The sequence below is a fragment of the Desulfitobacterium dichloroeliminans LMG P-21439 genome, from assembly GCF_000243135.2.
GTDB classification, from domain to species: Bacteria; Bacillota; Desulfitobacteriia; order Desulfitobacteriales; family Desulfitobacteriaceae; genus Desulfitobacterium; species Desulfitobacterium dichloroeliminans.
In genome coordinates, this window is record NC_019903.1 from 3,520,277 (window position 1) to 3,545,385 (window position 25,109).

At 45.7% G+C, this 25,109-nt stretch carries 26 protein-coding genes; 7 read left to right on the forward strand and 19 right to left on the reverse strand.

Annotated elements, in window-relative coordinates; genetic code table 11:
* Positions 1 to 5 precede the first annotated feature (5 nt).
* Positions 6 to 191: a CDIF630_02480 family spore surface protein gene (locus DESDI_RS16610; RefSeq protein WP_015263766.1), complete on the forward strand. Its 186-nt coding sequence runs from the start codon at positions 6 to 8 to the stop codon at positions 189 to 191.
* Positions 192 to 342: 151 nt separating this feature from the next.
* Here the strand turns inward: DESDI_RS16610 and DESDI_RS16615 are convergent, their stop codons facing one another.
* Entirely contained in the window at positions 343 to 858 is a 516-nt protein-coding gene (locus DESDI_RS16615; RefSeq protein WP_041219565.1) for a murein hydrolase activator EnvC family protein, read from the reverse strand.
* 277 nt (positions 859 to 1,135) lie between these two features.
* Between DESDI_RS16615 and DESDI_RS16620 the strand changes: the two genes are divergently transcribed.
* From DESDI_RS16620 to DESDI_RS16645, 6 genes are all read left to right on the forward strand, one after another.
* The gene (locus DESDI_RS16620) at positions 1,136 to 2,611 is read left to right on the forward strand and encodes an SLC13 family permease (protein ID WP_015263768.1); all 1,476 of its coding nucleotides are present in this window, start codon (positions 1,136 to 1,138) and stop codon (positions 2,609 to 2,611) included.
* A 77-nt stretch (positions 2,612 to 2,688) separates the two neighbouring features.
* The gene (locus DESDI_RS16625; RefSeq protein WP_015263769.1) at positions 2,689 to 4,170 is read left to right on the forward strand and encodes an aryl-sulfate sulfotransferase; all 1,482 of its coding nucleotides are present in this window, start codon (positions 2,689 to 2,691) and stop codon (positions 4,168 to 4,170) included.
* A gap of 19 nt (positions 4,171 to 4,189) precedes the next feature.
* Positions 4,190 to 6,061 carry an aryl-sulfate sulfotransferase gene (locus DESDI_RS16630; RefSeq protein WP_015263770.1) on the forward strand — a complete coding sequence of 624 codons (1,872 nt, stop codon included), beginning with the start codon at positions 4,190 to 4,192 and terminating at the stop codon, positions 6,059 to 6,061.
* Between the two features lie 180 nt (positions 6,062 to 6,241).
* The gene (locus tag DESDI_RS16635) at positions 6,242 to 7,165 is read left to right on the forward strand and encodes an NAD(P)/FAD-dependent oxidoreductase (protein ID WP_282432560.1); all 924 of its coding nucleotides are present in this window, start codon (positions 6,242 to 6,244) and stop codon (positions 7,163 to 7,165) included.
* Between the two features lie 14 nt (positions 7,166 to 7,179).
* Positions 7,180 to 7,497 carry a thioredoxin domain-containing protein gene (locus tag DESDI_RS16640; protein ID WP_015263772.1) on the forward strand — a complete coding sequence of 106 codons (318 nt, stop codon included), beginning with the start codon at positions 7,180 to 7,182 and terminating at the stop codon, positions 7,495 to 7,497.
* Positions 7,498 to 7,701: 204 nt separating this feature from the next.
* Positions 7,702 to 8,346, forward strand: coding sequence for a Crp/Fnr family transcriptional regulator (locus DESDI_RS16645; protein WP_015263773.1), 645 nt, complete (start codon positions 7,702 to 7,704; stop codon positions 8,344 to 8,346).
* A 128-nt stretch (positions 8,347 to 8,474) separates the two neighbouring features.
* On the opposite strand, the gene DESDI_RS16650 is transcribed toward DESDI_RS16645, so the two are convergent.
* The 18 genes from DESDI_RS16650 to upp form a co-directional block, all read right to left on the reverse strand.
* Positions 8,475 to 9,653, reverse strand: a complete 1,179-nt coding sequence (locus DESDI_RS16650) for a thiolase family protein (protein WP_015263774.1) — start codon at positions 9,651 to 9,653, stop codon at positions 8,475 to 8,477.
* Positions 9,654 to 9,806: 153 nt separating this feature from the next.
* Entirely contained in the window at positions 9,807 to 11,990 is a 2,184-nt protein-coding gene (locus DESDI_RS16655) for a DNA topoisomerase III (RefSeq protein WP_015263775.1), read from the reverse strand.
* A gap of 152 nt (positions 11,991 to 12,142) precedes the next feature.
* Entirely contained in the window at positions 12,143 to 13,096 is a 954-nt protein-coding gene (gene spoIID, locus DESDI_RS16660) for a stage II sporulation protein D (RefSeq protein ID WP_015263776.1), read from the reverse strand.
* Positions 13,097 to 13,188: 92 nt separating this feature from the next.
* Positions 13,189 to 14,442 (reverse strand): UDP-N-acetylglucosamine 1-carboxyvinyltransferase, encoded by a 1,254-nt coding sequence (gene murA, locus DESDI_RS16665; protein WP_015263777.1) that lies wholly within the window; start codon positions 14,440 to 14,442, stop codon positions 13,189 to 13,191.
* 128 nt (positions 14,443 to 14,570) lie between these two features.
* Complete coding sequence (locus DESDI_RS16670; protein WP_015263778.1) at positions 14,571 to 15,221, reverse strand: hypothetical protein; 651 nt, start codon at positions 15,219 to 15,221, stop codon at positions 14,571 to 14,573.
* A 209-nt stretch (positions 15,222 to 15,430) separates the two neighbouring features.
* A complete protein-coding gene (locus tag DESDI_RS16675) occupies positions 15,431 to 15,832 on the reverse strand; it encodes a F0F1 ATP synthase subunit epsilon (protein WP_015263779.1) in 402 nt (133 codons plus the stop codon).
* A gap of 2 nt (positions 15,833 to 15,834) precedes the next feature.
* On the reverse strand, positions 15,835 to 17,232 hold the full coding sequence (gene atpD, locus DESDI_RS16680; RefSeq protein ID WP_015263780.1) for a F0F1 ATP synthase subunit beta: 1,398 nt from the start codon (positions 17,230 to 17,232) through the stop codon (positions 15,835 to 15,837).
* A 36-nt stretch (positions 17,233 to 17,268) separates the two neighbouring features.
* On the reverse strand, positions 17,269 to 18,114 hold the full coding sequence (gene atpG / locus DESDI_RS16685; RefSeq protein WP_015263781.1) for an ATP synthase F1 subunit gamma: 846 nt from the start codon (positions 18,112 to 18,114) through the stop codon (positions 17,269 to 17,271).
* Between the two features lie 58 nt (positions 18,115 to 18,172).
* Entirely contained in the window at positions 18,173 to 19,681 is a 1,509-nt protein-coding gene (atpA, locus tag DESDI_RS16690) for a F0F1 ATP synthase subunit alpha (protein WP_015263782.1), read from the reverse strand.
* A 44-nt stretch (positions 19,682 to 19,725) separates the two neighbouring features.
* A complete protein-coding gene (locus tag DESDI_RS16695; RefSeq protein ID WP_015263783.1) occupies positions 19,726 to 20,262 on the reverse strand; it encodes a F0F1 ATP synthase subunit delta in 537 nt (178 codons plus the stop codon).
* Positions 20,256 to 20,750 (reverse strand): F0F1 ATP synthase subunit B, encoded by a 495-nt coding sequence (atpF, locus tag DESDI_RS16700; RefSeq protein WP_015263784.1) that lies wholly within the window; start codon positions 20,748 to 20,750, stop codon positions 20,256 to 20,258. Before atpF ends, DESDI_RS16695 begins: the two co-directional genes overlap by 7 nt.
* A 110-nt stretch (positions 20,751 to 20,860) precedes the next feature.
* Complete coding sequence (gene atpE / locus DESDI_RS16705) at positions 20,861 to 21,091, reverse strand: F0F1 ATP synthase subunit C (protein WP_015263785.1); 231 nt, start codon at positions 21,089 to 21,091, stop codon at positions 20,861 to 20,863.
* 113 nt (positions 21,092 to 21,204) lie between these two features.
* Positions 21,205 to 21,942, reverse strand: coding sequence for a F0F1 ATP synthase subunit A (gene atpB / locus DESDI_RS16710; protein ID WP_015263786.1), 738 nt, complete (start codon positions 21,940 to 21,942; stop codon positions 21,205 to 21,207).
* Positions 21,943 to 21,953: 11 nt separating this feature from the next.
* Positions 21,954 to 22,322: a hypothetical protein gene (locus DESDI_RS16715; protein ID WP_015263787.1), complete on the reverse strand. Its 369-nt coding sequence runs from the start codon at positions 22,320 to 22,322 to the stop codon at positions 21,954 to 21,956.
* Positions 22,297 to 22,527, reverse strand: a complete 231-nt coding sequence (locus DESDI_RS16720; RefSeq protein ID WP_015263788.1) for an AtpZ/AtpI family protein — start codon at positions 22,525 to 22,527, stop codon at positions 22,297 to 22,299. Before DESDI_RS16720 ends, DESDI_RS16715 begins: the two co-directional genes overlap by 26 nt.
* A gap of 185 nt (positions 22,528 to 22,712) precedes the next feature.
* The gene (wecB, locus tag DESDI_RS16725; protein WP_083879905.1) at positions 22,713 to 23,816 is read right to left on the reverse strand and encodes a non-hydrolyzing UDP-N-acetylglucosamine 2-epimerase; all 1,104 of its coding nucleotides are present in this window, start codon (positions 23,814 to 23,816) and stop codon (positions 22,713 to 22,715) included.
* Between the two features lie 185 nt (positions 23,817 to 24,001).
* Positions 24,002 to 24,472 (reverse strand): deoxycytidylate deaminase, encoded by a 471-nt coding sequence (locus DESDI_RS16730; protein ID WP_015263790.1) that lies wholly within the window; start codon positions 24,470 to 24,472, stop codon positions 24,002 to 24,004.
* A complete protein-coding gene (upp, locus tag DESDI_RS16735) occupies positions 24,469 to 25,098 on the reverse strand; it encodes a uracil phosphoribosyltransferase (RefSeq protein WP_015263791.1) in 630 nt (209 codons plus the stop codon). Before upp ends, DESDI_RS16730 begins: the two co-directional genes overlap by 4 nt.
* Positions 25,099 to 25,109: the final 11 nt, after the last annotated feature.

Consider the following 25,109-nt stretch of genomic DNA (forward strand, 5'->3'; position numbering starts at 1 on the left):
CTGAAATGACTGAGAAAAGCAGCTCTAATCAACCCAAAGAAAAATTTATGGCCAATCCCATCGAGCGCCATGATACTGCTGCTTGGCGAGCTGATATCAAAGAGCTTAAAGCAGAATCTAAGGTCGCTATCCCCACGGAGGATTCTGTGGATGAAGCGAAAGATTGGGTAGATACCAATTCCTTGTCTTAGGCTTAGGTGACCCATTCCAATTAAACTCCATCTCGTCGAACGCACCTCTAGTTGTGGCACACCAAAAAGAGCGGGAATTTAAGCTTTCCCGCTCTTCCTCTATGTATTGAGATAATAATTAAATTTAATTCTGATTTTATAATTTACTCTATTACCTTTCGGGAACCTGAACAAGATCCCCCTGCCAAACCTCAAAGTGAAGATGAGTCTGTTCAATATCCCCAAAAATGTCCGGGTAATAGCCAATTTGCCCAATGACTTGATCGACTTCCACCCATTCCCCTTCCTTCACACGTAAGTTTTTTAAACCACCGTAGATTACGCTCCAATCCCCTCCGCAATCTACCTCGACTTTAATCCCTAGAAAGGGGTCCGGCCCCGCATAGATTACTCTGCCTTCATGTTTAACCCGAATTACAGCCCCCTCAGCTTGTGCATAATCCGTTCCCGGATGAAAGAGCATAGTCTCCATTTTGTTAGAATAATATTCTCCGGCAACCCGCAGAGGTTTCCCTTGAACAGGACTGGGGAAATCGCTCACCGTCTTGACAGGATCTTGGAGGATAGTTGGGCTTAGTGCCACTTCTTCACCCTTAAGCCAAGCTTGCGTTCCCAGTAAAGTAGCCCCTATCATCAGCACCATGATTATGATTCTCCAGATCGTCATACTCACATCACCTCTTGGATTATCTTTACCCAAAGAGCGAAGAGTTAGACCATAATATGTAAATTTAACTAAGGCTTAAAAAGCTATAACTTTATCAAATAAGTACGATAACAAAATCAAATATATCTTATTTTGTTAGCATATGTTATCTATTTAACTTGAACATCTTGTTACAATCTATGTGAAAGTGAGTATTTGCTTAATGCCGTAGGAGAGATATTGACTGCAGACAATATCCCACTCCCTAACAACGTACGAAAATGAAAGGGTGAAAAATATGCTTAAGAACAATCCAGGTGTTGAAGGTAAAAAAAGTTCACTCAATATAGCAACCGTTCACAGCATTATTGGTATTGCCTTCATGGTATTATTTCCTCTCCTTGATCCGATTGGTCCTATCACCGAAATCGGCATGCATGTTTTAGCAATATTTGTAGGCATGGTCTATCTCTGGTCCACAGTGAATAGCATTTGGCCAAGTCTTTTGGGGCTTTTCCTCCTTGCTATGAGTGGCTTTGACACTATAAAAAACGTCGCCCTCGGTGCCTTCGGTAATGAGGTCGTTGTGCTGGTCATGATCTCCATGGTCCTCTTCGCTGCTGTAGAATATGCAGGCTGTACTCAATACTTAGCTCGCTGGTTCTTAACACGAAAAGTGATCAACGGAAAGCCTTATACCTTTCTAAGCGTTTTCTTTTTAGCCTCTTTCTTTCTTGCCGGCTTAACCAGCCCATTAGCAAGTTTGCTGATTCTTTGGCCCATTGCTGTCGAGTTCCTCCATGAGTTTAAGGTTGACAAGAAACATCCAGCCTACGCCTTTACCATTTTCGGAGTTTATTTATCTGCCACCTTCGCACAACCTATGTTTCCCTTTAAGGGAGCTGCCCTAGCCATTACCGGCACCTTTCAAAAGATTTCCGGCTTTCAAGTAAACTATGTGTCCTATGTTTCTTACAACATTCTTATGTCGCTGGCAATGCTTGTCGTGCTCATGTTGGTAGCCAAGTTTGTCTTTAGAATTGATTTATCTAATTTTAAAAACGTCAATATCGAACAGTTTAAGAAAAATCCTCTCCCCCCTATGAATACACAGCAAAAGCTCTTTCTGGGTTCAATCGTTGCCTATATTATTTTGCTGATGGCTCCTAGTGTTCTGCCCAAGGCTTGGGCTTTCACCGCCATACTGAACAAAATGGGAACTTTGGGCGTAACCTTCATCTGCGTCATCGTTCTAATGGTCATTCAAATTGCCGGAAAACCGGCCCTCCCCTACAAGGAAGTTGCTGCTAAAAGCCTGTCTTGGGATATTTACTTCTTAGTTGCTGCAGCAATGTACGGTGCTGATGCCGTTTCCAATGATAAAACTGGGATCAAAACTTGGCTGATTGAGATCCTCCAACCCCTCCTCGGGGACAAGCCTGAACTCGTCTTTGTTGGCTTGCTCTTACTTTTCGTTCTTATTACAACGAACTTTGCCAACAACGCGGGGATGGCCATTATCTTACTTCCTATCCTGTTGGCCTTTGCCGATCAGTATCCTGGCCTAAACGTCGTGGCTGCTGCAATGACCATTACCATGACCGCCTTCTTTGCCATCCTCACGCCGGCCGCCTCACCTTACGCAGGTATGATGCATGCCCGCAAGGATCTCATTGAGTTTAAACATATCTTGAAATTCGGTTTCCCCATCTGTATTGCTGGGTGGGTCATTTATACCTTCGTTGGTTATCAAATTGCAAAACTGCTCTTCTAAGCTAGACTCAAGGTAATCCTTATCCAATAAATTATTATTCCAATCAAACTATCTAAACAAAAAAGGAGTGTTGTTTTATGGGTCAACCCTTTGTTCATCCAACCGGAGTCACCGTCTATAATCCTGAGAAATGCTTTAATGGCTACACTATTTTGAATGCTGCAGGCTTAGGCTGTGTCATCATTGACATGAATGGTAATGTGGTCCGGGTCTTCAAGGACCTCATGGGTTTCCCTAATAAATTGCTCCCCGGTGGTTACGTTATGGGAAGCCGCGGCCGCCGAAACGGGAAATTTGGCTATCAAGACCAAATCGACCTGATTCAAGTCGACTGGAATGGTAAAGTGGTTTGGGAATTCAATAAGAAAGAGTATATCGAAGACGAAGGGGAAAAGCCTCAATGGATGGCTCGCCAGCACCATGATTATCAAAGAGAAGGCAACACGGTCGGTTACTATGTGCCGGGAATGGAGTGCAAGACCGATCGTGGTAACACTTTAATTCTTTGTCATGAAAACTGCTACAACAAGCGGATCTCCGATAAAAATCTCCTCGATGATGTCATCATTGAAGTGGACTGGGAAGGGAATATTGTCTGGGAATGGCATGCCGTTGATCATTTTAATGAATATGGCTTTGATGCTGTTGCCAAATTAGCCCTCTACAAAAATCCGAACATGCATGAAGCAGGGGGCGGCATGGGCGACTGGATGCACATCAACTCCATGAGCGTTCTCGGTCCTAACAAATGGTATGACAAGGGGGATGAGCGTTTCCATCCCGATAACATTATTTGGGACGCTCGGGAATCCAATATCTGCGCGATTATCTCAAAGGAGACCGGTAAGGTCGTTTGGAAAATGGGTCCTGATTTTGCTGATGATCCGCAGCTAAGGAAAATCGGCCAAATCATCGGCCAGCATCATGTGCATATGGTTCCTCAGGGACTACCCGGGGCCGGCAATATCCTTATTTTTGATAACGGCGGTTGGTCCGGTTATGGTGCACCCAGCAATATCTCAAAAGACGGGACCAAAGTAAATATCGCTGACCGTTCGCGAGTGCTAGAATTAAACCCTGTCACCATGAAAGTCGTCTGGCAAATTACTGGCAGTGAACTCATGAATTATGGTTCGCCCATCATTAACGATTATCGTTTCTATAGCCCCTTGACCAGTGCCGCTCAACGGCTCCCCAACGGAAACACCTTAGTCACCGAAGGGGTAGAAGGTCGCTTGTTCGAGGTTACACGGATGAAAGAAGTGGTCTGGGAATTCCTTTCTCCCTTTACAGAAAATCCGGCAGTCATCTATTATCGCGCTTATCGTTATCCTTACAGCTATATCCCACAGCTTCCTGAACCCAAAGAGACCGCAATACCTATGCTGGATATTCGTAAATTTCGCGTTCTTGGTGCAGCTGATTGTGAAGTGCAAAATGTTGTCGGTGTTGACGGTACAACCGGTTATCCCAAGGTTCATCAAGCCTGCGTTGCTGCCGGAGATCAGGACCTTTCCTTGAATGATGACGATGATGATGATGGTTTCACAAAATTCTAATCTTAAAGGAGGTATATCCATGAGTGTAAAGTACAAAGAGTTTGAGCACATTCTTACTACCCAGCATCGAGCAGAACAGGAATTTTTAGCCGAGTATAAGGCAGGGAGCTATTCCTTGCAAAAGCCTTATGTCAAATTGAATCCCTATCTAATCGCTCCCTTGACTGCCTTGGTTATGTTTAAAACAGAGCAGCCTACCACTGTAACCGTTGCCGTTCAGGGCAAGGAAGAGGCCGAAACGATTCGCTTTGAATTCCCTGAGGCTAAAGAGCATATCATCCCTGTCTATGGTCTTTACGGAGACTATGAAAATATAGTCGAGCTTATTCTCAGTAATGGGGGGGGAAACACCCTCAAAATCAAAACTGATGCACTCCCTGACAAAGTAAAGCAGCCTACCTTATTCTCCACCACCCAAGAGTACTTCCAAAGCAATATGATGTTTGTCAGCCCTACTACACCGGCTATGACCGCCGCCTACGACTATCGCGGCGAAGTCCGTTGGTATTCAACTACTAACTTTGCCTTCGACCTGAAACGCGTGAAAAACGGTCGCCTTCTCATCGGCACTGATCGCCTCATGTTACCCCCTTATCATACGAGCGGTCTTTATGAGATGGGTATGATTGGCAAGATATACAAGGAATATCGTTTACCCGGCGGCTATCATCACGACCAATTCGAAATGGAAGATGGGAATCTTCTTGTCTTAACTCAAGATCCTCCCCGCGGAACTGTCGAGGACATGTGTGTCCTGATCGATCGCACCACCGGGCAAATCATTAAGAGATGGGATTATCAGCAAATTCTCCCTCAATTCCCTGTGGGTGGATCGGGCAGCCAGGATAAGCATGACTGGTTCCATAATAATGCTGTCTGGTATGATAAAAAAACCAACTCCTTAACTCTCTCCGGTCGCCACCAAGATGCTGTGATTAATATTGACTATGAAACCAGCAAACTCAATTGGATTATTGGCGACCCTGAAGGCTGGCCACAGGATATGGTCGATAAATACTTCTTCAAGCCTGTAGGTGATCTTAGCAAATTTGACTGGCAATATGAGCAACATGCTTGCGTAGTCCTACCTGATGGAGATATCATGTGCTTCGATAATGGCCATTGGAGAGCAAAGACAAAAGAAAAATATGTTCCTGCCAAAGATAACTTCTCGCGCGGCGTTCGTTACCGAATCGATACAGAAAAAATGGAAATTGAGCAAGTCTGGCAATTTGGTAAGGAACGAGGAGAAGACTTCTTTTCCACTTACATCTGTAATGTTGAGTACTATGGAGAAGGTCATTATCTCGTGCACTCTGGCGGTATCGGTAAATTTAAAGGAGAAACCTGCGACACCCCACCCTCCCGATATGTGGGTGATGACATACAGTATTGTGAACTTAACTCAGTCACTGTAGAGATTAAGGATGACGTGATCATGTTCGAAATGCAGCTTCCCGCCAATTACTACCGAGCTGAAAAGCTGCAGCTCTATTGCCCTGAAGATACTTTAACTTTTGGCAAAGGTCAACTCCTAGGCACCTTAGGTGTCACGGAAAAATTCTTAACCCTACCTCCCACGGAAGCCGGTGGCCTGATCCCTGCGGAAAATGGTGCGAAAATCGGCCTCGAAGCAGATCGCATTATTTTCAAAGCAAGATTTGAAAAAGGTCAAATGGTCCTCTTCCAGCTGGAAGGCAAAGAAACTTACAGTTATTTTGTTCCCACCACCAAGCGTCCCTTCTTGGCTATGTGTGTGGGCACCTTCTTAGAGTCCGATGATCGGGCGGTTGAATTCCCTATTAGTCGTGAAGGTTTGACTGGTGATTTCAAGGTTTCCATTATTATTGATGAAAAGAAATACGAAACTGGAGTCACCCTTCAACTCTAAATCCACAAAAACTACCTAATGTGAATCTTAAATGTATAGCGGCAGTAGGCTATGATAAACGCATAATCTTGTTTATTATAGCCTACTGTACTGAAATCCTTTGTTCCTAACAAAAACCACTCATTCTATAGAGAGTAAAGCCATCGTGCTTTACCATATATAATTATTGCAGAGGAGGCAATTGCCATGATGCACTATGATGTTGCCATCATTGGGGCCGGTCCGGCAGGTATGACCGCCGCTATTTACGCAGCCAGAGCAAACCTTAGCGTCTTGCTACTGGATAAGTTGGCGCCGGGAGGGCAAGTCATCAATACCTATGAAATTCAAAACTACACCGGGATGGGCACCATTGAAGGCGCGGACTTAGCGATTAAGATGTTTGAGCATACCCAAGAATTAGGCATCCCCTTTGATTATTGCACGGTCGATGCTATTCAAACCGAAGGTTCACTGAAGAAGCTGATCTGTCAAGAGGGTAGCGTCCATTATGCGAAGGCCGTCATCCTTGCTACAGGTACCAAACCTAGAATGCTGGGAGTTCCCGGCGAATTAGATTTTGCCGGTTCCAAAATCAGTTGGTGTGCCATTTGCGATGGGGCGAAATACCGAGATAAAGAGGTCATGGTCATCGGCGGCGGCAACTCGGCAGTGGAAGAGTCCCTGTTCTTGGCTGGTATTACAAAGAAACTAACCATTGTGACGATGTTGAATCTGACAGCTGATCCCAGCGCTTGCGCTAAATTGCGTCAGCTGCCCAATGTTGAAATATATGAATACTACGACATCAAAGACTTCTTTACTCAAGAGGGCCAATTGGGACTTCACGCCATTTCCTCAAAAACTGGCGAAGCTCTCACAGTCCTGGCCGATGGGGCCTTCGAGTATATTGGCTTACAACCTACTACAGAGGCTTTTAAAAGTCTGGACATCCTTAACGAGTATGGTTATATCGAAACCGATGCTTGGATGGCCACAAAGTTTGCGGGGATTTACGGAGCTGGGGATGTCATCAGTAAACATCTCCGTCAGGTCATCACGGCCTGCAATGATGGAGCTATCGCAGCTCAAGCTGTCGCGAAATATATCGAAAATTTGAAGTAAAGGGAGTAATAAAAATGGCTGTTACGGTTAGAGAGTCCAGTGGTAATGAATTAGATGAAATCCTCACGAAGAAGATCGGTAAAGTCTTAGTTGATTTTTATTCATCCACTTGTGGACCGTGCAAGATGCTAGGTTACGTGCTCAATGATGTGGCAAAAGATGTAAATGATGTGGAAATCCTCAAATTAGATTTCGACCAGAATAAAGAAACCGTTGCAAAATTTGGCGTGGAAGGCTATCCTACCATCATCCTTTTTGAACAAGGTGAAGAAGTTCAACGTTTAGCAGGATTACAGCAGAAACCTGTGATTATTAAATTGATTACCGATTAGTAGCAGATAGATAATTGATAAAAGATAAAAAGCAATGTCCCTAATCGATCGGGCATTGCTTTTTTGGCGTTTTCCCAACTATTCGTCGTAATGAGGTAAAAATGTTAATATTCACATGGTATAATGAGATATCGTGCTTAACTCTTGCACATACTGCTTGAAGGGATTCCCTCTGAATTTGAAACTTCGAAGGAGGGTTTTGGGATGAATCTTAAGGATATATCTATGAAGACCTATTGTGAATTTAAGAAGGGCGAACACATCATTCATCAGCAAGAAAAGATTGATTATGTCTACATCATAACTTCTGGGATCTGCTATCGCACGCATATTTCCGAAACAGGTGCCGAGATTTTGTATGGAATAAAAAGGGCTAATACTGGCTTAGAATCAGTGATTGGCATTTTAGTCTTATTTAACGGGGGTATCAGTACATCTAATTTTGTAGCCCATACCAAATGCTGCTGTTATAAAGTTCCTTATGAAACATTTTATCAGTATGTGATAAGCCAACAAGATCTATGTGTAGAGATGCTTCATTTAGCTATGAAGGAATATCGCGCAGTTACTGAACGATTTCATGCCCAAAGTCATAAAAATAACTTCGGGCTGCTATGTAAGCTTCTGCTCGATCATTCCAGCATCGTTGATGGCAAACGTAGTGTTGAAGTCGATTATAATAACAAACTACTTAGTGAATATCTTGGGATCCACCAAGTTACTGTTTCAAAAATGTTAAAATTCTTAAAAGAAGATGGCGTGATCAAGAAAGAAACGAATGGCATCGTTATTCTTGACGAAAGTAAGTTGAGTCGCTATGTCAACGAAGATAAAACAATGTACTGGTAGTAAGTGATTAAGCAGGGGGTCGGGTGAAAATAATCTTTCACGCGACCCCTTTTGCTATGTTTTAGTGTATGTCTATTGAGCTCACTGTTCAAAGGCAAGCTAAAAACTATCAGCTGTGGAAAACGTTACTATAGCATCTCAATCACGGTTGCCATAGATGGCCCGCCACCTACACATAAGGAGGCAACCCCATATTTTCCTTCACGTCTTTTCAGTTCACTAAGCATAGATACGATAATACGAACACCTGTGCATCCCACAGGATGACCTAAGGCAATTCCCGAGCCATTGGCATTTACTTTATCCATATCTAGTTTCAGTTCTCTATTCACCGCGAGGAATTGGGCGGCGAACGCTTCATTAATTTCGAAATAATCGATATCACTAAGTTCAAGGTTGGCATACATCAAGGCCTTAGGAATAGCATAGGCTGGGCCAATTCCCATAATTTCTGGAGCTACACCATAGGAGGCCGTTGATAAAATCTTGGCAATCGGTTTAACTCCGAGTTCTTTTGCTTTGCTAACTGTCATTAAGACTAAAGCTGCAGCACCATCATTCAACCCCGAAGCATTACCCGCTGTGACTGTTCCGTCTTTCTTAAATGCCGGCTTCAGTTTTCCTAAGCTTTCCATAGATATATCGGCACGAGGATGCTCATCGACCTCAACGACCTTTGTACCTTTGCGAGTGGTTATTTCCACAGGTACGATTTCATCTCTGAAATACCCATTTTGAATAGCGGCGACGGCCCGTGTATGACTGAGGTAGGCCAGTTGATCCTGTTCCTCACGGGTGATGTTATATTTTTCCGCGAGGTTTTCCGCTGTAACACCCATATGGTACCCCGTCATAGCATCGACTAAGGCGTCGTAAGTGAGATGATCTTCTAAGTTAGTAGGTCCTAATTTTGTACCTTGACGTGAGTTTAACAGCATATGGGGAGCGCGGGACATGTTTTCAATCCCTACCGCCACGCTGACACTGGATTTACCCAAATACATTTGTTGGGTAGCAATTTCTATAGCTCTCATAGCTGAACCACACTGTTGATCCACTGTAGTAGCCGCAGCTTCAAGGGCGATACCAACCTCAAGTTGTATCTGTCTTGCCGGATTTCCTTTCACCCCCGCTTTGTAGACCATTCCTCCGACGACATCTTCCACAAGTTTGGGATCCACTCCAGCCTTTTCTAGTGCACCTCTTACTACGATTGTCCCAAGTTCAACAGCTGGAACATCCTTTAATGATCCTTGGAAATCTCCAATGGGTGTCCTAGCGGCACCTACAATAACAACATCTTCCATGGACTCACTCACTCCTCTCCATAGTATTATAATTCAAAATATTCAATCTTTCTAGTAAGCTAATAATGTTTTGGATACGAAAATAACAAAGAAAGGTCCTTCCCCTTCGGGAAAGACCTTTCTATATTTCATTTTGGATTCTTAGAGCTACTTTTAAGGAAGTTTCAACTTAGCAAGAGCATCCGCTAAGGCTGTATTCACCGGAACGGCCTCCTTTTGCTTTTGCAAGAACTGATTGACTTCCTTTTTGTTGTAAGAACCCTTGCCCTCTTGCTCTTTGCGCTTATTGAAGGCGGAGAGTTTCTCACGGTAGCCACAGCCACAAGTAAACAGCTTGTTTTCCCCTTCTCCCCGTAGCTCCATCTTCTTATGACATTGGGGGCATCTGGCATTTGACTGCACCGAGAGACCTTGGCGATAGCCGCACTCCCTGTCCTGGCAGACAAGCATTTCGCCGCGCTTGCCCTTAACTTGCAAAAGGAACTTACCACACTCCGGACATTTGGCCCTCGTCATATTGTCATGGCGGAAGGTTTGGCTACTTCCTACCACCTGACCGACAAGCTGAGTAGCATAGCTTTTGATCCCTTGGATAAAGCGCTGTTGGTCTTCACGTCCTTTACTGATCTCATGGAGTTGTTGTTCCCATTTGGCTGTTAATTCAGGTGATTTTAGCTCGGCGGGAACCAATCCAACGAGCTGGATTCCTTTGGAGGTAGGGGTAATTTCTTTGCCGTTGCGCTCCATATAGAAGGAATTAAAGAGTTTTTCAATAATATCTGCGCGGGTTGCGGGGGTACCCAAGCCACTGGTTTTCTCCAGGGTCTCTCGTAGTTTTGCGTCTTCAAGTCGTTGACCAGGATGCTCCATGGCTGATAGCAGAGTGGCCTCTGTATAGCGCTTGGGGGGCTTCGTTTTACCTGAGGCTGATTTTATAGAAAGCAACTCAATCTCTTGATTTGCTTTTAGATCTGGCAAACTTTGCTCTTGATCCTCCTGATCACCTTCCTCATCAATAGAGTCATTCCCCTCATAGACCATTCGCCACCCCTTACTCTTCATGATTTTTCCTTTGGCGGTAAAAACCTCTCCTTGGATATCCACTTTGATCGTGGTTTGTTCATACTCAAAGGCCGGGGATAGAACCGCAATAAAGCGGCGAACGATTAAGTCATAAATTCTGGCTTCCTCCTGGCTAAGCTTGCCTAAGAACACAGCTTGCTCAGTGGGAATAATCGCATGATGATCCGTAACCTTCGAATTGTCAACCAATCGCTTGGTGGTCACGATCTTTGTTCGCAGAACTCGACGAGTCAATTCAGAATAGGGACCCACAGCGATAGATTTGAGTCGTTCGGGGAGAGTGGCGACTATATCGTCTGTCAAGTAACGCGAATCCGTTCTAGGGTAGGTAACTAATTTATGCTGTTCATAGAGTTGCTGCATAATCGAGGAAGTTCTCTTAGCCGAATATCCATATTTTCGATTAGCATCTCTTTGCAATTCAGTTAGGTCATAGGCCTGGGGGGGCAGATCCTTCTTGGCTTCTTTCTTAATCTCTGTAAGGCGTCCTTGCTTTCCTGTCAACCTTTGCAAGAGCTTCTCCACTTTCTGCTCATCAAAGATCCTGCTTTGCCCATTGCTTTTATCTTGCCAACGTAGGAAATAACCCTGCCCTTGGGCATGGATGGTCCAGTAGTCCTTAGGAACAAATTTCTGAATTTCTTTTTCTCGCTCGACAACGAGCGCTAAAGTGGGGGTTTGTACTCTTCCTGCAGAGAGCTGGGCATTGTACTTGCAAGTTAGGGCTCGTGTCACATTTAAGCCCACATACCAATCTGCTTGAGCTCGGCACTCTGCTGCCGCATATAGAGACTCATAGGCCTTACCTGGTTTGAGGTTATTAAAGCCTTCTTTGATAGCCTTATCTGTCTGTGAAGAAATCCATAACCGCTTGATAGGCTTTCTCCAACCCGCCTTTTGAATAATCCAGCGAGCTACCAGCTCACCCTCACGCCCTGCGTCCGTGGCTATAATAAGTTCCTCCACATCAGGCTGCCGTAAAAGTTGTTTCACTGCTGAATATTGTTTTGACGTCTCTTTGATGACGACTAATTCCATTTGTTTCGGTAGCATGGGCAGGTCTTCTAGCCGCCAGGTTTTATATTGATCCCCATAGGCTTCTGGTTCAGCAAGAGTTACTAAGTGACCCAAGGCCCAGGTTACAATATATCTAGAGCCGATGAAGCATCCATTGCCTTTCTGATTGCAGCCTAATAACTTCGCAATATCACGACCTACGGAGGGTTTTTCAGTCAAGACCAAACTTTTTCCCATTGTTTCTCTCCTATATCCGTTTTCATTGACACTTATGCAAGTACGATTCAGTATATCTTAGTATAACACAGTCCTTCTGAGAACAAGCATTAATAGATCACCATAACCGCGTCTGCCTATGGTGTAAGAAAAGAAAACACCATGACAAAATGTCATGGTGTCGGACTACCTTTCTTTAGATAAAGTGACTTGGTCCCGGGATAAAAGTGTTGAAGAATTTCTTCATAGGATTTGCCTGCTTTCGCGAGATCGTTGGCACCGTACTGAGACATACCTACTGCATGCCCGTTGCCATAGGTCGTGATCTTAAGCTCCTGGGACGTTAGCTGGATCTCTATATCTGTTGAAGCTAAGCCGAGGAGGGGGCGCAACTGAGCTCCGGTGTAGTTTTTTCCCAGAACCCGTACGACTTTGGCTCTCCCCGCTCCCGTTTCGCTTAATATAACAAAATCCGCATCTGCAAATGCTTTGGCCTTCCCGGTAACGCCTAGCTTTTGAGAGAGGCTACTCGGGGTAAAGGAATAACTTTTCACGAAGCGATTCGGGTTTTGCTCTCCCGCAGGTATGTTTTGTAGATAAGGTCTTGAGGAACTCCAAACATCCTCTGCTCGCTCAGTAGGCTTGCGACCGGAACTACTATGAAAAAAGGCATCAATATATTGTCCATTAGCGACCAGCACTTGATTCTTCGTGCTGGTAACCGCTCCTTTAATTTTACCATGGTAACGCCAAAAGGACAGCCACTTCCATTTCTCTTTCATCTGGCTTTCCGATATCCACGCTTGTGTGTTGACAGTGGTGTCTACATCATAAGTTTCACCATTGCTCGTTTGCTGGGTGATGCGTTTCGCTGCATAGGTTCGTGCCGCAACAGCCTGAGCTTTAAGGGCTTCTTCCTCAAACTCCGCGGGCATTTCGGCGGCAACTACACCGATCAAATACTCCTCCAGACTCTGGTTTGCCACTTCACCATCCGGCATGAGAACCCTTACTGTGAACTCCTCATTATCTAAATCTCCCTGTTGGTGCCAGCGGAGGACCGTCCAAGGAAATAGGATGACGATGATGACCACTAGAACCAGTATCCTGAACCATTCTTTACGCACAAAAGTCCCTCCTCCTCACCTAGGCCAAGCCTATGCTTAACACTATGCTGAGGGAAGGGACAATATGTTACTCTGCTATTCTAGTATTTCTTCTATTCTATTTCTCTCCGGACTTGGGCACCGATTCCACTCAATTTCTCTACAATATACTCGTACCCGCGGTCAATATGATGGACTCCTTGAATCTCAGTTTCCCCATCAGCTGTTAAAGCCGCCAGTATCAAAGCAGCCCCAGCCCGTAAGTCTGTGGCAGTTACCGGGGCTGCATTGAGACGCTGGATACCTTGAATAATCGCACTACGGCCTTCGATTTTAATATCAGAGCCCATGCGTTTAAGCTCATCCACATGCATAAAGCGGTTCTCAAAGACGGTCTCCGTGATGACCCCTGTGCCATTAGCTCGGGTTAAGAAGGCCGAAAATGGCGCTTGCAAATCCGTAGGGAAACCAGGATGAACTTGAGTCTTCACATCCACGGCATTATAGACTCCTTCACCAACCACACGTATTCCATCATCTACAACGCGGAAGTACACCCCTGCTTCTTCCATTTTCGCTAAAAGGGGTTTGAGGTGGTCGGCTATGACATTTTGAACAAAAATATCTCCACCGGCAGCGGCGGCCATCAAAAGATAACTGCCTGCTTCAATACGGTCGGGTATAACGGTATGGGTGGCACCATGGAATTCGCGAACGCCTTCGATGCGAATCACATTGGTTCCGGCTCCCCGAACCTTACCGCCCATCTGATTTAAAAAGTTAGCTAAGTCAATGATTTCTGGCTCTTGAGCTGCATTTTCAATATAAGTCATCCCTTGAGCTCCAGCAGCAGCCATCATAATATTCTCGGTAGCTCCCACGCTAGGGAAATCCAGGTAAATCCGAGCTCCTTTTAAGACAGGAGCACTTACATCCAAATAACCATGATCCATTCGGACCTCAGCGCCTAAAGCCTCGAGGCCCTTAAGATGCCAGTTAATCGGTCGAGAGCCGATCGCGCACCCCCCCGGGTGGGAAATCCGTACTCTGCCCGTTCTTGCAAGGACTGGTCCCATGGTTACGATGGAAGCTCTCATGCGGGATACAAGATCATGAGGCGCTTCGATACTTGTGATCTCTGGTGTTTCTATGTAAAGCCGCGAACCCTCTCGCCTTACTGAAGCTCCCAATGTTCCAATAACCTGACACATGACATCTACATCCAATAGGTGTGGAGCGTCGTCTATGCGTATAGGCTCAGGAGACAGCAAGCTGGCAGCAATAATTGGCAATACTGCGTTTTTTGCTCCGCTCACGGTAATCTTTCCTTCCAAAGACCTACCGCCAGCCACGATAATTTTGTTCAAAGTGTCTAGGCACCCCCAATTACATATCACTGCCTTCACATGGCAATATACTCATATATTCTATCCGACTTGCTTATATTCTCTTCGAATCGCCTAATTTCCTGCTAAAACACCCGGTTTAGCCAATTTTAAAATTCTTCCAGTAAAACCGGTAGAGCTAGGGCCGTTCTTCCCTTGCCCCCATGTGTTTGGCTGATGATTTGAATATTCACCCGATCATCACCTGCTAGGACCTGGGAAAAAAGTGATTCTTGCCACCCCGTAACGGAAATGGTTCGTTCAGAAAGGGAAAACTGGCGAGGAAGGATATTCTGCTTGAGGGCGTAGTGGGCAATATCTATTCCTTCCGGAATCCTTTCATCGAGATAAGCGATTCCTCCCACTTCTCTGACTTCCTGCTCGAGGTCCTGGTACCAAGCGAAAATCTCAGGCTCCTCCTCAGTAACTATGGTCCTATAACCGGCAAGAGAGTAGGGTAATCCTGCTATACCCGCTGAATTAGACTCCATCCACGCCCAACCTGTTTGTGTCAAATCCTGCTTGAATCTCCGATCCGGCTTTCCCTGTTCAAACCAGAGGACAACACGCACTTCAGCTTTTCGGGCCTCTACTAGACCTGAATTTAAAAGCAATGGATTGCTGATCTGGCTCTCCAAGCGACTGTAAAATTCTCTCTCACCCACTTCTTGAGAAAAAAACCAAATCTGAAACATAGTATAGCATAAAAAGATAACTCCTAATACTACGATTCTATTCCTATGCTTTTTGGGGGTCTCCATATTCTTCCTCACACCTTTTCTTTAACTAGCAGAGTATAACTCCATTCCTCAGCTCTACCTTCTAGTTTTGCCAAAGCCTAGCCAAGATAACGGTCTTTTGTAAGGAAATTAATTTAAAATACAGAAAGAGGCTATCTCGAAGCTATGAGTAAACTGGGTATACTCTGGCTTAGAGACAACCTCCTCTTCATATTTACAATTATAGCAACTTAATCCTGGGCTGCATGAATCCGGGCTACAGCTCGTAAAAGCGCCAGTTCAGCACGTCTGGAGTCGATTCCATCCGTTCTGTGAGCGAGACGTGTTTCCGCTCTTTCTTTGGCTGCTATGGCCCGCTCAAGATCAATTTTGTCTCCAGGCTCCGCTGTATCCGCTAAAACCGTTACTTTATTATCTGATACTTCAACGAATCCACCGGAGGTGGCTATTTTCTCTACTTTGCTATTGACTGTGTAGCGAATGACCCCGATCCCTAAGGCGGTAATCAAGGGTGCGTGATTAGGCAAAATTCCAACTTCACCGGTTTCCCCGGGTAAAACCACAAATTCTGCTTCTTCCTTAAGCACATTGCCTTCCGGGGAAACGACACGGAGTGTAAACGTCCCTGCCATAATTATGCCCCCAATGCTTTGGCTTTTTCAATGGCTTCCTCGATGGTCCCCACCATATGGAAGGCCGCCTCAGGCAAATCGTCATGCTTTCCTTCCACAATCTCCTTAAAGCCACGGACGGTTTCTTTAACCGGCACATATTTTCCAGGCGAGCCGGTAAATACTTCAGCCACGTGGAAGGGTTGCGAAAGGAAGCGCTCAATTCGACGAGCACGAGCCACGACGAGCTTTTCATCTTCAGAGAGCTCGTCCATACCCAAAATAGCGATAATATCCTGAAGTTCTTTATACTTCTGAAGAATCTGTTGGACGTTCCGTGCCACTTGATAATGCTCTTCGCCGAGAATTTGGGGAGAAAGAATCCGCGAGTTGGAATCCAAGGGGTCAACCGCCGGATAGATCCCCTTCTCCGAGATAGCCCGGTTAAGAACCGTTGTAGCATCTAAGTGAGCAAAGGCTGTAGCCGGAGCCGGGTCAGTCAAGTCATCCGCAGGCACGTAGATAGCCTGAACGGAGGTGATAGATCCATTCCGTGTGGAGGTAATTCGCTCTTGCAGGGCACCCATTTCTGTAGCCAAAGTAGGCTGGTAGCCTACTGCGGAAGGCATCCGGCCGAGAAGAGCGGAAACCTCTGAACCTGCTTGAGTAAAGCGGAAAATGTTATCAATAAAAAGAAGAACGTCTTGATGTTGAACATCACGGAAATATTCCGCCATAGTCAATCCACTCAGTCCAACCCGTAAACGGGCACCGGGGGGCTCATTCATCTGACCAAATACCATGGCCATTTTGTCAATAACCCCAGACTCTCTCATTTCATTCCAAAGATCGTTTCCTTCACGGGTCCGTTCTCCTACACCAGCAAAAACAGAAAGACCACCATGCTCCATGGCGATGTTATTGATAAGCTCTTGAATTAGGACGGTTTTACCTACTCCCGCACCACCAAAGAGTCCTACTTTACCCCCCTTAGAGTAAGGAGCGAGTAGGTCAATAACTTTAATTCCTGTTTCCAACATCACTGTGGAAGGGTCTTGATCTACGAAAGATGGTGCCGGACGATGGATGGGATAGGTCGTATCGGTATGAACTTCAGGTCCATTATCGATAGCAACGCCGAGCACGTTGAAAATCCGACCTAAAGTCGCGGGGCCGACAGGTACAGTAATAGGGGCACCCGTATCGAGCGCTTGCATCCCCCGTTGCATACCATCCGTTGAGGACATGGCAACGCAGCGCACTGTATTATTACCCAAGTGTTGAGCGACCTCAAGGGTGAGATCGATTTTTTTCTCGGGAACTGTGACCGTAATGGCACTATAAATCTCTGGCAGTGCTTCGGAAGCAAACTCAACGTCGACTACCGCTCCCATGATTTGCACGATTTTGCCGATATTCACAGGCGAGAAACCTCCTTTTTATGTTTTGGCCATGGTTTATTCGAGAGCGCTTGCGCCCCCGACAATTTCGGAAATTTCCGTAGTAATCGCCGCTTGGCGAGCACGATTCATCTGCAAGGTCAGCCGCTCGATCAAATCCTTAGCATTATCCGTTGCAGAGCCCATGGCGGTCATTTTTGCTCCCATCTCACTGGCTTTGCCTTCAAGGATAGTACGGAATACTTGCGTTTCTATATATTTAGGTAGAAGCGTCGTTAGAATCTCCTCCGGAGAGGGTTCGAAAATATATTCCTTATGGGATTCTTCCTTTGGGCTTTCTATGGGAAGAAGCTTGATTTTAGTAGGACGTTGGGAAATCGCACTTAAAAACTCGTTATAAACGATATAGACTTCATCCAACTCACCATTGACATAGAGGCTGATGACTTCTCGAGCAATTTCCTTAGCCTTTCCATAGGATGGGTTATCGCTGAGCCCTACGAACTCGGCAATGGTCTCAACCTTACCACGTCGGTAGAAATCTCGCCCTTTACGTCCGATGATGACGAGTCTTACCTCGCGGGACTCTTCGGCTATGATACCATTCATCATCCGTATTAGGTTCGCATTATACCCACCGCAGAGGCCTCGATCAGATGTGATAACGATATAGCCCACACGTTGCACAGGTCGTTCTTCTAAGAGGGGATGGGTTACATCCGCATGATCCTGGGCAAGTCGTGCTAAAACCTCTTGCAATTGACGGGCATAAGGACGGGCAGCGATGACCTTTTCCTGAGCTTTACGTAATTTAGATGCAGCCACCATTTTCATAGCCTTCGTAATCTGCTGCATGTTCCGTACGCTTCGAATTCTGCGTCGTATATCACGTACATTTGCCACCTAGTTTCACCTACCCCCTTAATTATCCGTTCAGCAAAACATGGACTGAACCATGTAACTATGCCAAGAAATCTTGCTTAACTTCGTTGATCGCCTTTTCAATCTCTGCGTTCAACTCATCATTTAGCGCCTTTTCCGTGCGGATTCTCGTCAGGAGATCAGCTTGCGAGGTGCGCAAATAGCGCAGATAGGCTTCTTCAAATTCTTTAATCTTATCGACTGGAATCTCATCAATGAAGCCTTTTACGGCTGCATAGAGAACAACAACCTGCTCCTCAACCAACATAGGCTCATATTGCTTTTGCTTAAGGATTTCCATCATCCGTTCACCACGATTGAGGCGCATTTGGGTGATTTTATCCAAGTCAGAGCCAAACTGGGCAAAGGCAGCCAACTCACGATACTGAGCCAGATCCAAACGCAGCTGTCCTGCGACTTGTTTCATAGCCTTAATCTGAGCGGAGCCACCTACCCGGGATACGGAAATCCCCACGTTTATTGCTGGACGGAAGCCAGCATTGAATAGATCCGTTTCCAGGAAGATTTGTCCGTCAGTAATGGAAATAACATTGGTAGGAATATACGCCGAAACGTCGCCCGCCTGGGTCTCAATAATCGGCAGTGCGGTCATTGAACCGCTGCCGAGATCTTCTGAGAGTTTGGCAGACCGTTCCAAAAGACGGGAATGGAGATAGAAGACGTCACCGGGATAGGCTTCACGGCCTGGGGGACGTTTCAAAAGCAAGGACAATTCACGATAGGCAGCCGCTTGTTTGCTAAGATCATCATAGATGATTAAGACATGCTTACCATTGTACATAAATTCTTCACCCATGGCGCAACCTGAGTAGGGTGCAATGTAAAGCATGGGTGCAGGTTCAGATGCAGTTGCCGAGACTACAATACTGTAATCCATCGCTCCATGATCCTCGAGGGTCTTTACGACTCCCGCAACCGTCGAAGCCTTTTGTCCCACAGCCACATAGATACATATAACATCCTTGCCCTTTTGATTGATGATGGTATCCACTGCAACTGCAGTTTTTCCGGTTTGACGGTCACCAATGATGAGCTCCCGTTGGCCACGGCCAATAGGAACGATCGCATCAATGGATTTTAGTCCCGTTTGGAGAGGTTCATGAACGGATTTCCGATACACGACCCCCGGGGCATTGTTTTCAATCGGACGGAATTTATCGGCTTTAATTTCACCTTTTCCGTCGATGGGCTGACCTAAAGAATTGACGACCCGTCCGATTAAGGCTTCCCCTACGGGAACTTCAACAATCCGACCTGTCCGTTTGACTTGGTCTCCTTCTCTGATCGCCGTAAATTTACCTAGGATAATGCAGCCAATGTTATCTTCTTCAAGATTCATGGCCATCCCGTAGATACCACCAGGAAACTCCAAAAGCTCCCCAGACATGGCCATTTCCAGGCCATGAACCCGGGCAATTCCGTCCCCTACTTGGATAACGGTACCTACATCCACGACTTCTACTGCACTATCATAACGCTCAATCTGTTGTTTGATGATTGAACTAATTTCTTCTGGACGTAAATTCATCTTCGTCTATTCACCCCTATTTTCTGAGGTTCTCTCGACCCTTTTCATGCGTGGCTGAGGCTTTGGCGAATCCGCTGAAGCTTAAAGGCCACGGTTCCATCCATCACACGGTCCCCGATTTTAATCATCACGCCGCCGATTAGTTCTGGGCGTACTTCCTTAACCATCCGTACATTTTTCCCAGTGATGCGGGCCAGTTCCTTCTGCAGTCGCTGTTCTTGGATATCATTCAGCGGAACGGCACTCGTCACTTTCGCCTCCACAACATTACGTGCTCCATCGGCAAGTCGGGTAAATTCCTGGGCAATGTCCGGAAGATAATTCTGCCTTCTCCGGTCAATCAGCAAGTTCAAGAAATTTCCCACAGTGACGCTTAATTCGCCAGCGAAAATCTTCCTCATCAGGTCTTTCTTTACGGAAAGAGAAATGTGCGGATGGTAAAGGACGTGGGCTACCTCAGCATTCTGTTCGAATAATTGTGTTAGCTCCTGAAGTTCAGCCTCAATCGCGTCCAAGTTGCCCTGAAGGGCGATTTCAAATAAGGCTTGGGCATACCGATGAGCTATCGCTCCCTTTAACATGGCAATTCCCCTACTTCTTGAATAAATTGCTCAATCATATCTTCCTGGCCTCTGACATCCAGGTTTTTGCGAATGATCTTCTCGGCAACGGCCACGGATAAGTTAGCAACTTGAGCTTGAACCTGAGCAATTGCCCGGTCACGTTCCCGTTCGATATCCACTAAAGCTGATTGTTTAATTTTTTCGGCTTCGTCATGAGCACCGGCCAGAATCTCGGAAGCTCGTACTTCGCTCATTTTTGTGGCCTTCGCAATAACTTCCTGAGCTTCGTGACGCGCTTTGCGCATTTCTTCTTGATATTCGCGCTTTATCTGTTCAGCCTGCAGGCGTTCTTTTTCTGCATTGGCAAGGTTAGCCTCAATCAGATTGCGGCGTTCCTCCATCATATTGATAAGGGGATTCCAAGCGAATCTTCTGAGAATATAGACCAAGAGCAGGAAAGATAAGACCTGGGCTACTAATGTAAGATCAATGTGTATGGGATTCATTTTTACCCCCCTCTCAAGTCTTGTCCATCGAATGATTTTTTCAAGGGGGAACGCATTGTTCCCCCTTGCTTGATGGGCCGGGACTTAAGATCTAGCCCATGTATACCAGACTATTTTGTGAACATGAGAAGTAAGGCAAGTACCCAAGTCAGGAGAGGCAACGCCTCGACTAGACCGACACCGATAAACATCGTAGATTGCAGAGCCCCTTTAGCTTCGGGCTGACGTGCAATACCTTCTACAGTTTTTGTGATAATACTACCATTACCAAGTGAAGCTCCGAGGGCTGCTAATCCAGCAGCAATCCCTGCACCAAGTGCAGCAGCAGCAGATACGTCCACAGAGTTTCCTCCTTTCTTATTTCCCCGTATAATTATTAAGTATTATTCCTCAGTGTGTATTAACGCACTGAAAATAAGCATGTGCTTTCCCTTGCCTAGCAAAGGTGTACCTTCTAATCCTCGGCGACCGCTTGGGCAACATAAGCAGTGGTCAGAACCGTGAAGACGAAGGATTGAATCGCTCCGATAAATACGCTGAAAGCAAGCCAGATTGCATCGGGTAAAACCCCGCCTAAGACCCAAATTCCAGGTAGCATCAGAATGACTGAAATGAGGACCTCCCCAGCATAGATATTCCCGAAAAGACGGAAAGCCAGGGTCATGGGCTTGGACAATAAGTCAACCACATGAATAATTGAGAACACAGGATGAGGCTCTACAAAGTGATGGAAATAATGAGTTCCTTTGTGCTTAATACCCATATAAATAACCAAAATCATGGTCATAATGGCTAAAGCTAACGTCGTATTGATGTCGGCAGTCGGTGACATTAAAGCCGCCCCATCGAAAATGTGATTAAGCTGAGCAAACTCTACGTTATGTAGAAGACCAAACGTAAAGTTTGGAATTAAGCCAAACATATTGGAGAAAAAGACAAACAAAATTAAGGTAACCAGATAACCGAGAAGGGGTTTCCCCTTTTCATAGTCCATATTATCCGATATGAGTTTACGAACGAAATCGATAATCCATTCCAATATATTTTGCATTTTCCCCGGTTTGCCGCTGGTCAAGTGGCGAACTCCTGAAAGTACAAAAACCAAGATGATTGCCATTACAATCCAGGTCATGACTAGGGTCTTTGCGTGAAGTGTAAATCCCCCAATCTCCCATAATACAGTTTCATGCATTGTTCAATATTTCACCCCTTTCCATATTTCGTTATTTGCTTCAAGCTTGTGATGAGGGAGACTACAAGGCCTAAGGGAATCCCTAAAGCCAAAGGAAACAGCCAGTCCGGTTGAAACCGACCTACTGCAACAACCGCTAAAGTAACCATGCCTAAACGTGCAAAAAAACTCCGACGCATCCGATTTACTGCGACGAAAACCTCGTCGTCTACGCTGCGCAGAGTATCCCTATGTAACAATAACGTGTACAGAAATCCAAACCCATAGCCAAGGATTGCGCCAAAAAGGTTCGCATTACCAGTCACTGCAATTCCCATAAGAATAAAAGAGGTACCTACCAGCAGGAGAAGAAAATTACTCTTTGTCATCCATAACGCCAAACTTTCTCAGTGTAACAACCAAATAGCACCCTCCTAAAACCAAGCCCAAGATCATCAATAAGAGTGAAAGCCAAGGCTCAGTTCCCAGACGTTGATCTAAAAAACGTCCTAGGAAAAACCCCCCGCCGACGAGTCCGGCAAGGGTCGTCGCAATACTCGTCCCGAAAGCCATTGCCCTGAGTACAGTCCTGCGCGATTCTCCCATCTTTGTTTCCCTTCTAAAGATAATTGGTCTAAAAAGTGTTTTGAATATTTTTTATCTATTCAATATAATAACAACATTTACCTTTTATAGCAACAAAGCTTTAATAATTTCCTAGTGCAAATTTCTGACATTTTTAAGCTATATTAAGAATACTATAATGAATCCCTCATTCTTACAAGCATTTTCTAAGAAAGAAATTTTACCATGGCCGCGACGATTCGTTCCGAGGCTTGGCCATCTCCATAAGGATTAGTGGCATGAGCCATATCCTGATATACTTCTTTGTCCGATAAAAGGCGGTTAAGTTTCTCAAAAACCTTTTCATAGGAAGTCCCTACCAAGGCTACCGTACCCGCTTCCACTGCCTCAGGCCTTTCTGTAGTATCACGAACCACCAAAACGGGTACCCCCAGTGAGGGAGCCTCTTCTTGAATCCCACCGGAGTCTGTCAAGATGATATTCGATTGGGCCATCAAATTGACAAAGGGTTCGTAATCCATGGGCTCAATCAAGTGAACTCGGGAATTCTGCCCCAAGACTTCCTCCACGACTTGACGAACAGAGGGATTCTTATGGACTGGAAATACCACATAAGTATCTGGATAATGATCCAAAACATCTGCTAAAGCACGATAAATCTGTCGCATCGGTTCACCAAGGTTTTCCCGGCGATGGGTTGTGACGAGAATCATGCGCTGGCCTTCCGTTGCTTTTAATAGGCTCCTGAGGCTCGGATCAGCAAAGGTATAATCTGATTTAACAGTTTCCAGCAAGGCATCAATCACGGTATTACCCGTCACTAACACTTTCAACTCGTCGATCCCTTCATGCAATAAATTATTCTTTGCTGTTGTTGTGGGCGCAAAATGCAAATCGGCCAGAGCTCCGGCTAATTTACGATTCATCTCCTCAGGAAATGGGGAGTATTTTTGGCCTGTGCGTAGGCCTGCCTCTACATGACCGATGGGAATGTGTGCATAATAAGCAGCCAAAGCTGCCACAAAAGTAGTTGTGGTATCTCCATGCACCAAGACGATATCCGGCTTAGCTTTCTCTAGGACTTCTTTCAGCCCATCAAGAGCACGGGTCGTTATATCTGTTAAGGTCTGACCCGCTTGCATAAGATTGAGATCATAGTCTGGATGAATTTTAAATAACTCCAACACCTGATCCAACATTTCTCTATGTTGGGCAGTCACTGCGACCTCACAGCAGACGGCTGACTTCTTTAAGGCTTGAACGACGGGAGCCATTTTAATAGCTTCGGGCCGCGTGCCAAAGACCACCATCACCTTTTTACCTTCCACCTGAATACGCTCCTTTAAAACCGGACTAACCCGCCCTATGCCCCAGCCTATAAAAACGGCGGGTGTCTATGGCGGTTAAGCCCAGTATGTACTCGACTAACATTCACTGGAGGTGAATCCCCCTCTGAAACGAAGTCTCGTTCAATGCATGAAGACTCGGTTAATTCCTAGCCTTCTGCTTCCTGAAGATTGAGCTGAACAAGCTCCAAATCGGCTTCCGTTGCCAGCTCTAAAGCTAAACTATCCGGATAAGGGTAAAGATAAAATACCCGCTTAATTCCTGCATTGATGAGAAGCTTGGTGCAGAGAACGCAGGGCTGAACTGTGGTGTAAATATCTGCGCCATTAATGACAACCCCATGTTTGGCAGCTTGCACCAAGGCATTCTGCTCCGCATGAACAGCCCGGCATATCTCGGCTCTCTCACCTGAGGGTATGCCAAGTTGCTGCCTAAGACAGCCTTTCTCGGCACAATGGCTCAGTCCCGAGGGACTGCCGTTGTAACCCGTGCTCAGAATCTGCTTATCCTTCACTATCACAGCCCCTACTTGGCGCCGCAAGCAAGTAGATCGCCCCGCTACGACCTGTGCCATCTGCATGAAATATTCATCCCAACCGGGTCGTTCGAGCCTTTTCATTTAGTCCCAAACAACCGATCTCCGGCATCTCCGAGTCCCGGAATAATATAACCATGATCATTCAAATGGTCATCCACTGCCGCCACAAAAATATCCACATCATTGTGATAGGATTGAACCTCACGAATGCCTTCCGGAGCAGCAATCAAGCACATCAGCTTAATATTCTTAGCCCCACGCTCCTTCAAGAAGGTGATGGCCGCCGTAGCTGATCCTCCCGTTGCCAGCATGGGATCAATCACAATAAGATCACGCTCTTCGACATCGGTGGGGAGCTTGCAATAATACTCTACCGGCTTAAGGGTCTCCGGATCCCGATAAAGTCCTACATGCCCCACTTTAGCAGTAGGGATAAGCTTCAACATGCCATCAACCATGCCCAGGCCAGCCCGCAAAATCGGAATTAAGCCAACTTTTTTACCGGCGATCGATTTGGCTTTCATGGTAGCCACCGGAGTTTTTACTTCGACGTCTTGAAGGGGAAAATCCCGGGTCACTTCATAGGCCATGAGCATCGCTACTTCTTCTACAAGCTCACGAAAGTCTTTGGAACCTGTATTTTCATCACGGATGAGTGATAATTTATGCTGTATTAAGGGATGGTCCAGAACATGAACTATTGCCATGGTTGTCAACT

Bases quoted from the DNA above. Each gene is read 5' to 3' on its own strand.
- DESDI_RS16730 (WP_015263790.1), bottom strand. From the start codon at position 24,472: ATGAAAAGGCTCGAACGACCCGGTTGGGATGAATATTTCATGCAGATG.
- DESDI_RS16640 (WP_015263772.1), top strand. From the start codon at position 7,180: ATGGCTGTTACGGTTAGAGAGTCCAGTGGTAATGAATTAGATGAAATC.
- wecB (WP_083879905.1), bottom strand. From the start codon at position 23,816: ATGGTGGTCTTTGGCACGCGGCCCGAAGCTATTAAAATGGCTCCCGTC.
- DESDI_RS16625 (WP_015263769.1), top strand. From the start codon at position 2,689: ATGGGTCAACCCTTTGTTCATCCAACCGGAGTCACCGTCTATAATCCT.
- DESDI_RS16650 (WP_015263774.1), bottom strand. From the start codon at position 9,653: ATGGAAGATGTTGTTATTGTAGGTGCCGCTAGGACACCCATTGGAGAT.
- atpB (WP_015263786.1), bottom strand. From the start codon at position 21,942: ATGCATGAAACTGTATTATGGGAGATTGGGGGATTTACACTTCACGCA.
- atpA (WP_015263782.1), bottom strand. From the start codon at position 19,681: ATGAATTTACGTCCAGAAGAAATTAGTTCAATCATCAAACAACAGATT.
- DESDI_RS16630 (WP_015263770.1), top strand. From the start codon at position 4,190: ATGAGTGTAAAGTACAAAGAGTTTGAGCACATTCTTACTACCCAGCAT.
- DESDI_RS16695 (WP_015263783.1), bottom strand. From the start codon at position 20,262: ATGTTAAAGGGAGCGATAGCTCATCGGTATGCCCAAGCCTTATTTGAA.
- atpF (WP_015263784.1), bottom strand. From the start codon at position 20,750: ATGAATCCCATACACATTGATCTTACATTAGTAGCCCAGGTCTTATCT.
- DESDI_RS16620 (WP_015263768.1), top strand. From the start codon at position 1,136: ATGCTTAAGAACAATCCAGGTGTTGAAGGTAAAAAAAGTTCACTCAAT.
- DESDI_RS16610 (WP_015263766.1), top strand. From the start codon at position 6: ATGACTGAGAAAAGCAGCTCTAATCAACCCAAAGAAAAATTTATGGCC.
- upp (WP_015263791.1), bottom strand. From the start codon at position 25,098: ATGGCAATAGTTCATGTTCTGGACCATCCCTTAATACAGCATAAATTA.
- DESDI_RS16720 (WP_015263788.1), bottom strand. From the start codon at position 22,527: ATGGGAGAATCGCGCAGGACTGTACTCAGGGCAATGGCTTTCGGGACG.
- DESDI_RS16615 (WP_041219565.1), bottom strand. From the start codon at position 858: ATGACGATCTGGAGAATCATAATCATGGTGCTGATGATAGGGGCTACT.
- DESDI_RS16655 (WP_015263775.1), bottom strand. From the start codon at position 11,990: ATGGGAAAAAGTTTGGTCTTGACTGAAAAACCCTCCGTAGGTCGTGAT.
- DESDI_RS16645 (WP_015263773.1), top strand. From the start codon at position 7,702: ATGAATCTTAAGGATATATCTATGAAGACCTATTGTGAATTTAAGAAG.
- DESDI_RS16670 (WP_015263778.1), bottom strand. From the start codon at position 15,221: ATGGAGACCCCCAAAAAGCATAGGAATAGAATCGTAGTATTAGGAGTT.
- DESDI_RS16675 (WP_015263779.1), bottom strand. From the start codon at position 15,832: ATGGCAGGGACGTTTACACTCCGTGTCGTTTCCCCGGAAGGCAATGTG.